Source organism: Natrinema amylolyticum (assembly GCF_020515625.1).
GTDB lineage: Archaea > Halobacteriota > Halobacteria > Halobacteriales > Natrialbaceae > Natrinema > Natrinema amylolyticum.
The window spans coordinates 47,848-60,312 of record NZ_JAIWPJ010000001.1 but is presented as its reverse complement, the minus strand read 5'-3'; the positions used below and the strand labels follow the sequence as shown (position 1 = coordinate 60,312).

10 protein-coding genes, 1 tRNA gene and 1 pseudogene are annotated in these 12,465 nt (G+C 66.4%); 3 read left to right on the top strand and 9 right to left on the bottom strand.

The genetic code is table 11. The annotated features are described in order from the left end of the window. Nucleotides 1-71 precede the first annotated feature (71 nt). Nucleotides 72-470 (top strand): annotated as a pseudogene (locus LDH66_RS00305) (hypothetical protein); the annotation flags it as partial. A gap of 182 nt (nt 471-652) precedes the next feature. Here the strand turns inward: LDH66_RS00305 and LDH66_RS00300 are convergent. Further along, nucleotides 653-827 (bottom strand) — tRNA-Trp (locus LDH66_RS00300). A gap of 57 nt (nt 828-884) precedes the next feature. Then, nucleotides 885-1,805, bottom strand: coding sequence for a DUF5794 domain-containing protein (locus tag LDH66_RS00295; protein WP_226479088.1), 921 nt, complete (start codon nt 1,803-1,805; stop codon nt 885-887). Nucleotides 1,806-2,391: 586 nt separating this feature from the next. On the opposite strand from LDH66_RS00295, the gene guaB reads away from it, so the two are divergent. Continuing rightward, nucleotides 2,392-3,894 carry an IMP dehydrogenase gene (guaB, locus tag LDH66_RS00290; RefSeq protein WP_226479087.1) on the top strand — a complete coding sequence of 501 codons (1,503 nt, stop codon included), beginning with the start codon at nt 2,392-2,394 and terminating at the stop codon, nt 3,892-3,894. A 35-nt stretch (nt 3,895-3,929) separates the two neighbouring features. Here guaB and LDH66_RS00285 read toward each other — a convergent pair whose 3' ends face one another. From LDH66_RS00285 to LDH66_RS00260, 6 genes are all read right to left on the bottom strand, one after another. After that, nucleotides 3,930-5,645, bottom strand: coding sequence for an acetate--CoA ligase (locus LDH66_RS00285; protein WP_226479086.1), 1,716 nt, complete (start codon nt 5,643-5,645; stop codon nt 3,930-3,932). A 65-nt stretch (nt 5,646-5,710) separates the two neighbouring features. Continuing rightward, entirely contained in the window at nt 5,711-6,169 is a 459-nt protein-coding gene (locus LDH66_RS00280; protein WP_226480929.1) for a hypothetical protein, read from the bottom strand. A 75-nt stretch (nt 6,170-6,244) separates the two neighbouring features. After that, nucleotides 6,245-7,831: a sodium/proline symporter gene (locus LDH66_RS00275; RefSeq protein WP_226479085.1), complete on the bottom strand. Its 1,587-nt coding sequence runs from the start codon at nt 7,829-7,831 to the stop codon at nt 6,245-6,247. Then, on the bottom strand, nt 7,824-8,333 hold the full coding sequence (locus LDH66_RS00270) for a hypothetical protein (protein ID WP_226479084.1): 510 nt from the start codon (nt 8,331-8,333) through the stop codon (nt 7,824-7,826). The genes LDH66_RS00275 and LDH66_RS00270 overlap by 8 nt, the downstream gene beginning before the upstream one ends. Before the next feature lie 377 nt (nt 8,334-8,710). Further along, a complete protein-coding gene (cmk, locus tag LDH66_RS00265) occupies nt 8,711-9,322 on the bottom strand; it encodes a (d)CMP kinase (RefSeq protein ID WP_226479083.1) in 612 nt (203 codons plus the stop codon). A gap of 115 nt (nt 9,323-9,437) precedes the next feature. Continuing rightward, the gene (locus LDH66_RS00260) at nt 9,438-9,917 is read right to left on the bottom strand and encodes a cupin domain-containing protein (protein WP_226479082.1); all 480 of its coding nucleotides are present in this window, start codon (nt 9,915-9,917) and stop codon (nt 9,438-9,440) included. Nucleotides 9,918-10,173: 256 nt separating this feature from the next. On the opposite strand from LDH66_RS00260, the gene LDH66_RS00255 reads away from it, so the two are divergent. Then, on the top strand, nt 10,174-10,671 hold the full coding sequence (locus LDH66_RS00255) for a hypothetical protein (RefSeq protein ID WP_226480928.1): 498 nt from the start codon (nt 10,174-10,176) through the stop codon (nt 10,669-10,671). 22 nt (nt 10,672-10,693) lie between these two features. Here LDH66_RS00255 and LDH66_RS00250 read toward each other — a convergent pair whose 3' ends face one another. Beyond that, nucleotides 10,694-12,454 carry a YcaO-like family protein gene (locus LDH66_RS00250; RefSeq protein ID WP_226479081.1) on the bottom strand — a complete coding sequence of 587 codons (1,761 nt, stop codon included), beginning with the start codon at nt 12,452-12,454 and terminating at the stop codon, nt 10,694-10,696. Nucleotides 12,455-12,465 lie beyond the last annotated feature (11 nt).

Here is a 12,465-nt window from a genome sequence, read left to right as displayed (position 1 = left end):
AGTGATTTCACAGCCAATACCGAACCTCCATCGTCTCTCAGTCGCGCGGTTTTCCTTATATAGACAGTGCCATCGGCAACGAGTTCTCGACGAACGCGAGCGGGACCGGCGCAGACGGACAGAAGGTCCGGAAGCTGATGGGGCCGCTCGTGTTCAAGATTCGTAAGTACAACGGTGCACTCGTCTATATCGGCCACGACGAGAGTTCCATTCATCCGCTCCTGTGGCGTGTCGGTACGATCCTCAAGAAGCCCGATCGCAACGACAAGGGGAAGGCACTCATCGCCGAGCGGATCACCGGCGGCAAACTGAAAGACGTCGACCCGCGGCCGCTGAAAGGTATCCCGCCGGCCGACTTCGAACCGCATACGAACGACGAAGCTGATTGGTCCTGGTCTGCTCCCTCGAGCGACGACGGCGGGCCCGAAATCGCCGAAAGCGAGGTCAAGCGAGTCGCTGCGTGGACGATGACTTAGCAATACATATAAATTAATTGGGTATTTTCATCACTTTCACCATCCTACCTACAGCAGAACTGCCAGACAGAGCTGACCACCGTAACCTCCACGACTGAAATATCAGACCTGACGCAGGGGTTCAGTTATAAGAAACCCACCCCTGTCTATGGGTTATGAATCAATCGATGAGGAAGTGGGGTCGGAGGGATTTGAACCCCCGATCTACTGATATCTCCGGTGCGCCTCGGAACTCCAGAGGGTCATCACACGAGCACTGATCAGGTGCCCGATCAGTATATCAGTCTGGAGTGTCGTCCCGGGCGCGTTGCCTCTGGAGTCAGCCGCCATGCCTGGCTTGGCCACGACCCCTCGAGTCTCCGTTGGGCCATGCACCGTAAAGTGGTTTCGATTCAGACCGGAATCGCACTACAGCCACGGGGCCCGCCCCGCGGTGTCCGTCCCGTCGTCGCCTGGATACGCGTTCGGTTCGTCCTCGCGCTCCGTGGCCGACGACTCGCTCGAGTCCTGCCCGTCACCGCCGTCGGTCACCGCACCCATCTGGGCGGCCGCGTCGGTCGCGTCGGCGCCCGAATCGGTGCTCGAGTCGGCGTCGTCGGAGCCCCGGAACGGGAAGTCGACGGCGAACAGGGCGGCGACGATCAGGGCGGCCAGCGGGGCCTGTCCGAAGGCCATCCCGAGCAGGGACAGCGGCAGCAGGCCGAGCGCGACGGCGCTGCCGAAGCGGAACCGGTCGATGTCCATGTACTCCCGCAGATACGGCCCGGTCAGCGCGATGGTCAGCGCGAAGCCGACCCCGACGGCCGCGGCCAGCGTCGCGTTGGCCACGAGGACGGGATCGGTCATCACCGAGAACGTCGCTCCGGAGGGGTCGACGCTCGCGACCAGCCCCAGTCCGATGATGACGACGGGGTTGGGGAGGTACTCGCCGATCGTCGCGCTGGCGGTCTTGGCCGCGATGGCGAGGATGACCAGCGCCGCGAATCGGGTGATGATGGCGTCGTCGAGGACGCTGCCGATCGCCGGCGCGAACGCGGCCTGGACCGCCGCGAGCAGTATCAGCGGGATCCCGACGAGCAGGACGACGGTCGCCTGTTCGCGGGGCGTGCCGTTCATGTCCGCCAGAATCACCGCGACGGTGGCGCTCCCGCCGAAGATCAGCAGTCCGACCTGAATCGCGTCCAGCGGCTCGTTGAGCGCTCCGGCCAGAATCAACGCGGGGAAGACGCCGTCGACTAACGGCAGCATCATCACCAGCGCGAGGAGCTTGGCGTCACCGCCGACGATGCGCTCCATCTGGAGCGCGACCGGATGTCGTGACGTACTCATCGGTCAGGGCCGATGGCCGTGACCCGAGGCCTGTGGGCGATATTCGGGGCGGTCCCGTACCGACCGGTCCGCACACCAGTCGATCGCGTCGGGTTTGGGGCCTCGTGCTGTGAGTTTGCCTGTAAAATTCCCGAACTGCGTGGCGACGGAGTCGGAACTCGTCCGGCCTGCGGTTCGGGCGGTGGCTGCACTCACAGCGAACATACCCGGATAGATGGGAGGACTGTCAATAAACGTTGCGTGGGACTGCATTTCACGACTCGGTAGCGTTCCGTCAGTAGCGGGCAGATCTGAACGGAAATGCACAGATCTGGTCCGGATGTGGGCACTCGCCGCGGTGGTCCGCTCGAGAACTGGCACCTGGGGAGACTCTCATACAATCGGAAACGGTCGCGGGGACGCCGCCGGCTCGAGGACGAGCACGGACGACGAGCCGGAAGCGACCGCACGGCGGTCGATCGGACCCGAATCGAGACCGACGGGGCTCCCAGCGCGGCCGGACGAATCGCCCGTTGACAGCCTCGACAACCGTTGACACCCGGATATATCTCGCAACGCTTTTTGCCCGGGGGTCCGGACGGTTTACATGGCGAACGACGTTCCAGAGCACGAGCCCTATTCTTCGAAACTGCAGGTACCGGAAGCGCTAACGTTCGATGACGTCCTTCTCCGTCCCAAGGAGAGCCGCGTCGAACCCGACGACGCAGACCTCACGTCCCGCGTCTCGAAAAACGTCGAGGTCTCCGTCCCCATCCTCTCGGCGGCGATGGACACCGTCACCGAGAGCGACATGGCGATTGCGATGGCCCGCCACGGCGGCCTCGGCGTCCTCCACCGGAACATGAACATCGACGGGATGGTCGAGGAGATCGGCCGCGTCAAGAGCGCCGACGAACTCATCATCCCGCTGGATTCGGTCGTTACCGCCGACCCCGAGATGTCCGTCCGCGAGGTCGACGAGCTGATGGCCCGGCAGGGCGTCGGCGGCGCACCCGTCGTCAACACCAACGGCGAAGTCCTGGGGATCATCTCGAGCACCGACATCCGGCCCCACCTCGAGGTCAACGAGGACGACCCGGTCACCGAAGCGATGACCGACGAGGTCATCACGGCCCCCGAGAACGTCGACTCGCGCGACGCGTTCGAGTTGATGTACGACCACAAGATCGAGCGCGTTCCGGTCGTCGACGACGAGAACCTCCTCGTGGGACTGGTCACGATGCAGGGCATCCTCCAGCGCCGCGAGTACAAAGAGGCCGTCCGCGACGAGGACGGCCGGCTGCGCTGTGGCGTCGCCGTCAGCCCGTTCGAGCAAGAGCGCGCCGAGGCCGCCGACGAGGCCGGCGCGGACGTTCTCTTCATCGACACCGCACACGCGCACAATCTGAACGTCATCGAGGGCGCTCGCGAGATCAAGGAGTCCGTCGACGCGGACGTCGTCGTGGGTAACATCGGCACTCGAGAGGCCGCCGAGGACCTCGTCGACTTCGCGGACGGTCTCAAGGTCGGCATCGGCCCGGGATCGATCTGCACCACGCGCATCGTCTCCGGCTCCGGCATGCCCCAGATCACGGCCGTCGCACAGGTCGCGGACGTCGCCGCCGAACACGACGTGCCGGTGATCGCGGACGGCGGTATTCGGTACTCCGGCGACGCGATCAAGGCGGTCGCCGCCGGCGCGGACGCGGTCATGCTCGGCTCCTACTTCGCCGGCACCGACGAGGCACCGGGCCGCGTCGTCACGATGAACGGCAAGAAGTACAAGCAGTACCGCGGCATGGGCTCGGTCGGCGCGATGAAGTCCGGCGACGGCGACCGATACCTCAAGGACGAGCCCGAGGAGGAAGACGAGTACGTCCCCGAGGGCGTCGAGGCGGCGACGCCGTACAAGGGCACTCTCAAGTCCGAACTCCACCAGCTCGCGGGCGGCATGCAGTCGGGCATGGGCTACGTGGGCGCGGAGACGATTCCCGACTTCAAGGAGCGCTCCGAGTTCGTCCGCGTCTCCCCGGCCGGACAGGCCGAGAGCCACGCTCACGACGTCGTGATCACCGACGAAGCGCCGAACTACTCGCCCGACAGCGAATAAGACGCGCCGACCCGGCACGACACTCGAGGAGCGACTCAGATCAGTTCCGTCCGCCGAATTTTCCCCGTCGTGGTCGTCGGTAGTTCGTCGACGAATTCGATTTCGCGCGGGTACTCGTACGCCGCGACCGTTTCACGGACGTGATCGCGGATCTCAGTCCGTAACTCGTCCGATCCCGTCTCCCCCGCGACCGGCTGGACGACCGCTTTGATGATCTCGCCGCGGGTTTCGTCGGGGATCCCGACGACGCCGACCTGTTCGACGGCCGCGTGCTCGAGGATCGCCTCCTCGACCTCCCGGGGCGCGACGCGGTAGCCGCTCGTGATGATGAGGTCGTCATCGCGCGAGACGAACCAGATGTAGCCGTCCTCGTCCCGAGAAGCGCTCGTCGCTTCTCGGGGATCAGCCGAGGTTTCCTCGGCGGAGTCCCGCTCGGCCAGATCGCCGGTGCGGTGCCAGACACCGCCGCCCGGGCCGTCTTCGAGGGTCACCGCCGCCGTCTTCTCGGGCGCGTTCCAGTACGATTCGAAGATCACGGGATCGTCGCCCCGTCGAACGGCTATTTCCCCGATTTCTCCCGGTTCGACGGGGTCGCCGCTGTCCGGATCGATGACTGCGACGTCGTGGCCCGGGACGGGTTTTCCCATGCTCCCCGGTCTCGCGGGGAACCAGTCGCGACAGTTCGTGACCAGCAGGTTCGCCTCCGTCTGCCCGTACAGTTCGTTGATGACCGTTCCCGAGAGTTCCTCGTCGGCCCACTCGAGGATCTCGCTCGTCAGCGGTTCGCCGCCCGAACAGATCGCCTCGAGCGAGAGGTCGTACCGCTCGGTCGGCTCGTCGACCGTCATGAGCATCCGGATCGCCGTCGGCGGGACGAAGGCGTTCGTGACGTCGAACTCCGCGGCGATTTCGAACGCCGTCTCGGGGTCGAACGATCCCATCGGATAGCCGACCACCGGCCGGCCGTAGTGCCATGCAGGGAAGACGAGGTCGCCGAGCGCGCCGATCCACGCCCAGTCGGCGGGCGTCCAGTAGACCGTGTCGCCGCGGACGTCTCGTTCGAAGTACATGGAAAACGCCGGACAGTGGCCGACCCAGACGTCGTGGGTGTGGAGAACGCCCTTCGGATCGCCGGTACTCCCGCTCGTGTACATGATGATCGCGGGCGTGTCGGCGTCCGTCTCGACGGTCTCGTACTCGCTCGAGCGACCGTCGACCGCTCCCTCGAACGTTCGGACGTCGGCCTCGCCGACGCGCGCTGCCGCCGGATCGGCGTCGACGACCAGTACGTGCTCCAGGGCGGGACAGTCGGGTGCGACGGCGCGGATCGTCTCCCACTGGGCGGCGTCGACGACGGCGACTCGAGCCTCGCTGTCCCGCAGGCGATAGCGCAGGGCGTCGTCGCCGAACAGCACCGATAGCGGGAGCGATATCGCGCCGCGCTTCCAGCAGGCGAGATGCGTGAGGACGTTTTCCGGTTTCTGCGGAACGACGACCGCGACTCGATCCGCACGGTCGACGCCCATCGACTCGAGGGCGTTCGCGACGGCGTTCGATCGCCGATCGAGGTCGTCGAAGGTGTACGTCTCCCGGCGACCGTCCGGATACGCCTGAAAGAGCGCCGGCCGGTCACCGTCCGAATGCTTGCCCACTAGATCGGTCGCGGCGTTGAAATCCGGCGGAACGTTCCACGCGAACGACTCGCAAGCTGCGTCGTACGAGTCCTCACCGAGCGTGACGTGCCACGTCATAGCACATCGTACGACGGAGTTCGGGATAAACGGTCGGGCGAGGTGGTCGACACGGGAGACCGGTATCAGAGGCGTGGGAACCGCGGCGTCTCGACGGTTACGTCGACGTCCTCGAGTCGCGGATCCGACTCCAGTTCGGTCACGAGGTCCCGCTGCGGGTCTGCGGTTCGCGACTGGTACAGCGTCCGCTCCTCGGACTCGGGGTCGTCGTCCGATCGCCATTCGACGACGAGTCGCGCTCGGCGGAGCCGCGTCCCGGTGACGAGGCGGAGTCGCTCGAGGGCCTCGAGCGGAACGGCGACGTTCCGCTCGTCGTAGGTCGCGACGGCGTCGGGCGGCAGCTCTGCGACCACGTCTCGGTCGCGTTCGCCCATGTCCGCTCGCAAGAGCAGCGATCGATAGGACTCGCCGACGAAACACCACAGCAGCCGCTCGTCGGTCAGGACCAGCTCCCAGAACTCGATCGAGTTCGGTCGCTGGCGGAACCAGTGCGTAAGCCGGGCGATGATGGTCTCGGTCGGCATCGTGGGGTCGGCCGCGTTCGGCTCGAAATCGGTGTGTTCGTCGGGCGAACGAGTCGTGGGATCGGAGTTCATCGATCAGCGCTCGAGCAGTGCGTGGAGGTCCGCGGGCAGTTCGTCGCCGTCCTGCGTCGCGAGCGAGACGCCGATGAACAGGACGATCGCGACGAGCAGTGCGACGGTGCCGACCGGGAACACGTCCGGGTAGGGGTAGGTCGACATGATCCCATCGGCGAGGGCCCCGTAGCCGGCGACGTCCGCGGCCATCGGCACGGCGCTGTAGACGACGTTGACGGCGAGTCCGCCGAGGATCGCGACGATCGCGCCCCACTTCGTCGCGCCCTTCCAGTTCATTCCGAAGACGGCGATGGGGACGAACGCCGCGGCGAAGAAGCCCCAGCCGATCGTTCCGAGGATCCCCACCAGGGCGTCGGAGAAGTAGACGACGCCCGTCGCGAGGATCGTCAGGCCGGCCAGCGCCCCCTGCGTGACCCGAAGTTCAGTCTTGTCGTCCTCGATCGGCTTGCCCATCGCTCGCGGAATGTCCCGAGAGATGGCCGCTGCACCGATGTTGAGAAACGAGTCGCTCGTCGACATGATCGCAGCGAGCAGCGCCGCGAGGATGAGTCCGGCGACGACGCTCGGTGTATACTCGAGGACGAAGACGGGGCCGACTTCGCTCGCGCTGAACGTCTCCTGAATCTCGCCGGCCTCGACCATCGAGCGCATCGAGAGCCCCGCCGAGAAGGCGATCAGGCTCGAGACGGCGTAAGAGAGAGCGGCGATCGGCGCGCCCCACTTCAGGATCTCGAGGTTGCGGCTCATGTAGAATTTCGTGATCAGGTGGGGCTGGCCGGCGGAGCCGACCGAGAAGAGGATCCACCACGCGACGCCGACGAGGATGGCCGTCGTCGCGCCGCCCATCGCGCCGAACGGCGAGACGAGGGCCGGATCGGCGGTCGCGAGATTGCGGGAGATCGTCTCCATTCCGCCGCCGAAGGACATGGCGTAGGCGAAGACGAACACCGCGCCGGTGATCATCGTCAGCGCCTGCAGGAAGTCCGTCCAGACGCCGGCGATCATTCCACCGAGCATGCTGTACAGCAACAGGATGAGCGCGCCGCCGAGCAGTCCCCAGATGACCGGGATCCCGAAGATCGCACGCATGACGAACTGCAGCGCCGCGAGGTTGGTCGCCAGATAGGCGATCACGCCGACGATGACTGCGAGCCCGGTGAGCCCGCGGACCCAGTCGCTCTCGTAGCGGACGTACATCCCGTCGGCCAGCGTCAGGACGTTTCTGATGTCCGCGAGCAATCGCAGCCGCTTGGCGAGGACGACCCAGGTGATGAGAAAGCCGAGCGGCGCGGTAAAGAAGATCCAGAGCGACGTCGTTCCGAACTCGTAGACGAGTTCGGGGCCGCCCACGAAGCCGAAGCCGGACTGGATGACGGAGAACGCGGTCATCGCGAGCACCCAGGTTCCGATGCTCTTCCCAGTGATGAGGAAGTCCCCGGTCGTCTGCGTGCGCATGTATCCCCACACGCCGATCAGAACGACGATCAACAAGTACGTCGCGCCGAACCCGAGGATGATCGGATCGTCCGCGACCGGGATCCCTTCGGTTTGCAGCGGCCCCGACGAGAGCGCGGGTCCGTCAATCATCGTCTCCCTCCACGTCGGCCGTGCCGTCGAGTCCGTCCGTTCCCGTCGTCCTGTCGATCTGACGGGGTGCAAGGGGAAGTTCCGCGTCCCGCTGTCGGTCTCGAGCCTCGTCGATGATGTCGTCGACGATCGCCTCGCTGCCGATCCGGTCGAAAATCAACGAGTAGTAGATCGCCGCGAACGCCGGCGCGAGCCACAGGAGCACGAAGTAGACGAGCGTCGGCATCGGCACGCCGAGCACGTATGTATAGCTCGTGACGCCCGGGTTCCACAGCAGCCAGATCCCCGTGAGTCCGACGAGGAACATGCCCGCGAGCCCACCGATGAGGCCGGTGTACGGCTCGAGAACGGAGCCGCGGTGTTCGGTCGATGCACCGGCGACGACCGCGAGGATGAACGCTCCGGCGACGTAGGAAAACACGCGATACCAGCCGAGGCTCGCCGTGAGCAGCGCCCCGACTGCGAGAACGCCGATCACTGTCATCAGCGTGTTTCGGGCCATACTATCCCCTCCCGTCCCCGTTCCGGGATCCCTCCCGTGCAGCACGGCGGATCTCCGTGCTAGATTGCGGTTCGCGCACATCCGACTGACGCACCCGGTCGCTCGCGCCGCGACCGAGACGTCCGTCCCGATCGACGACACCGTTACTATTGGTATCAACCGCCATAGCCCTATAGCACACACGAAAATACGGACTGCTATTTGAATGATTCGACAGTACGGCGGCCACGAGCGAGTAAGAACAACTTATCGACGAACCGGGCGTAATCTCACTCGATATCCGTCGATACGGCCGGAAGCAGTCGGCCGAACTGCAGGCTGAGTCGCTCGAGGTCGATCAGCCGTGTGGTTCGCCGGCGGCCGGAGCGGGCGTGACCCTAGACGTCCATGGACGGGGTCGTGAACGACCCCTCGTCGAGTTCCGGATCGTACTCTTCGATCGCGGCCCGGACGAGCGTGAACACGCCGGTCTTGCTCCATCGCGCAGTGTTGATGTGGAGGTCGTAGAACGTCCGGTTACCGATGTCGATCTCGTAGTGCGACTGGTATCGACCGGCCTCGCTGACCTCTCGAACGCGCATCTCCGCATCGGTCTCCATGCGATCGTTGATACGGTCGAGTCGGACGTCCTCGGGCGCGTCGAGCCAGATCCGCAGGTCCGCGCGTTCGCCGGCGAGCCAGCCCGCCAGCCGCGACTCGAGGATAAACGGTTTATTCGCCATGCCCCACTTCTCGGCGATCTGTTGGAGTCGCTGGTCTAACGCGCGGTCGATCTCGTCGGATTCGTCGGCCTTCGCGGTCAGCTGGTTGAGGTTCATGTCCCGATCCTCCGCGAGTTCGCGGAAGATGTCGCCGCCGGAGACGTACGGACAGCCCATCGCGTCGGCGAGTCGCTCACACAGCGTCGTCGCGCCACAGCCCGGTGGGCCGGACACGGTCACGAACAGCGTCGTGTCGATTCCCTCATCCGAACCGTCTTGGACAGGCATACGTCGATGATATCGGCCCCTCGTCAACAAGCTTCCCCTCCTCGCTCGAGCACGAGGGCCGCGGCTCCGAGCGCGTTCGATCGACGGACCCGTGACCCGACGCTGTCGACTCGAGTTACTGCGGAACGAACGCGTTCCCGCACTCAGTACAGGTCAGTCGGAATGCGCCGTCGTCGGTGAACTCGAGGCCGTGGCCGAGCTCCTCCTCGCAGTCCTGGCAGTAGACCAGCGACTCGATCTGGTCCCAGTCGTGTTTGGACTTGGGCGCGCCGAAGGCGAAGCCGACGACCCGCTCGTCGGTGTCGTTGTAGCCGTGCTGGAAGTCGCCGGGCTCGAACCGGATCACCTCGCCCTCGTCGACGGTGACCTCGCCCTCCTCCGTGTCGAACGTCGCGGTTCCCTCCTGGACGTAGAAGACCTCTTCCTGGTCGTGGTGGGTGTGCATCCCGCCCGAAAAGGACTCGCCGGACTCGAGTTCGAAGTAGTTCATCGCGAAGTCCGAAAACCCGAGCGCGTCGGAGATCGGCCGTCGCACTGAGTGGACTTCCATCGGATTGATTTCGATATCGACGTCGTCGATTGCGACTTTCTCCATGCGTGGGCGTTCGTCTCTCGGGACAAAAGTCCCGTGGGTGTGGATGACAGCCGAGGTCGAGCGGCGCGGAGACGGATCGAGACGGCCAGTGACGAATCGCTCGAGCGGTCGTCGGCTCGCGTGACTCGGGGCCGAGACTGACGCGGAACCGAGCGGAGGCCGCTGTCCGCCGCGTCTCAGCCGAAGAGTAACGCATACGGTCGTCCGACCCTGAGGCCCACACGTGAACCGCCGTACGGTACTTCGGACCGCCGGGGTGGCCGCGACCGTCGGGCTCTCGGGCTGTCTCGAGGCGCTCGAGGAGCACTATCAGGGGAGTTTCCAGGGGCTGGTTCCCATCGAGATCCACAGCGAAGCCGAGCGCCACTACGACCTCACGCTCGAGGCCTACGAGTCCGGGACGGACCGGCAGACCTACGACGAGAGTTACACGGTCACGGCGAACCAGTCGGCGTCGCCCCCGCACCTCGATGCGACCGAACAGATCCTCCGCGTGGTCAAGTACGGACGGGACGGTGAAGAACTAGCGTTCAGGGAGGCCACGATCACGCCGAACACCAAGCTCGTGAACGTCCGGATCACCGACGACGACCTCGTACTGGACGTCCAGCGGGGCGGAGGGACGGACGAACCCGGTCCGACTCCCGATTCCGACCCGGACGGGCCAGCACCGAACGAATCCAGTCCGAGCGACGCCGAAACGACCGATACCGACGCGCCGAGCAACGAGAACGATACCTCGACCAACGAGTAACGAGCGCGAACGATGACAGCGGTCAGGGGTAGGGGTGGAACAGCCGCTCGAGGCGCGGTTCGAAGCCGAGGTCGTTCGGGACGGTCCGCGCTCGCTCGCCGAAGAACGGCTCGCCGGTGAACAGCGGTTGCGCGCCTGGAACCAGCACCCGGACGGCCTCGAACCCGATCGACTCGATATCGCGGGTCGTCAGCCGCGCCGCGTACGGCGTCAGTCCGGCGTCGGCCGTCCGCGAACACAGCGCCTCGAGCCGATCGCTACCGGTCGGCGCGGGATCGGGACCGACGCTCGTCGCCGAGACCGTTCGCTCGGTGTCGACGAACGCTCGCGCGCGCTCCGGGAACGACGCGTACGCACCGATTTCTCCGCCGGCGTCGTCGGCGTCCTCGGGACCGAGGCTCCGCAGCTCCATCCAGTTTTGCAGCGCCTCCTCGAGCGCCGACGTCGCGGCCGCCGCGGCGTCGAGCCCGGCCGCCGAGCCGACGGCGAAGGCCGGCCAGGAGTTGTCGCCGGCCGCGATCTCTCGATCCTCGAGGGCGTCCGGCTCGCGGTGAACCGCCACGGCGACGACCGGGACGTCGATATCCTGCGTGACGAGCAGCGGCGTCACCGACAGCCCCTCGCTCCGGGCGCGTCGCTCGAGCGCATCGAAGGCATCCGTCTCGACCGACAAACCGAGCGGGTCGAACGTCGAGTACCACGCGAGCATCGCCGCGTCGCGCTCGATGACCTCCGTCAGCCCGGAGACCAGCGCGTCGACCGTCGAGGAGCCCAGCCCCAGTCCGGTCGTGATCGCCGGGACGAGCGACTCGCCGGGCTGGGGGAACTGGACCGCCGCGGCGGGCAGATGCGCTCGCTCGCCGGTCATGAGGTCCTCGCCCGGAACCCAGCGGTGCTCGTCGCCCGCGTCATAGGTCGGCGCGTCGTCCGGCCGGACGAGCGCCGTCGGGGTGACCGCGTTCTCGAGGGCGTCCTCGCTCGCGCGGACGAAGTCGTCCTTGCGGTAGACGCCGGCGCAGTAGCGCTCGAGCCCCTCGCCGACGGCTTTCATCAGCGCGGCGTTCCAGTCGATCGCGACGCCGGCGGCCTGTCGCGGCGCGCTGGCGTCGCTGTAGGCGGTCGTGTCCGCGACCGTCGACAGGTAGTAGGGGGCCGGGAACGACTCGATCTCGCCGATACTCGTGATGGGGCCGACGCGCTCGTCGATCGCCCCTTCGGCGCGTTCGACCGCGGCGTCGAGAGCGAGCGTCTCCGCGTCGCGCTCGAGCGAGCGGTCCCGGTCGCCGCCGCCACACTCGCAGCCGGGAACGGGCAGGAACCGGCGTCGGGCGTGGGGAACCTCGAGCACGTGTCCCACGATCGATCGCTCGTCGCCGGAGAGGACGCGCACGCACTCCCGGCCGGCGACCGCGCCGGCGAATCGCGCTTCGCTCCGGCCGGCCTGCGGGCCGTCCGCCCGCTCCTCGAGATTCGACGCGACGCGCGCGCGGAGACAGTCGAAACAACCCGTTGCGGGTGCGAATCCGGAGATCGCGGCGTCGACGGCCGGGAGCGGCTGCCCGCCGACCCCACCGATCTCGACGGCGATCCAGGGCGTTCCGCCCGCGCGGGCGGCCTCGTTCGCCCGTTCGAACGTCGGCGAGCCGGCGACGTCGCTGACGACCGCGAAGCGAGCGTCCGTGAGAGCCGACGGCTCGGCGTCGCGGACACCGATATCGACGTCATCGAGCGCGGTGACGATCGCCTCGCGGACCGGATCGTCACCCACGACGTGGACTTGCATACCCCTACCTG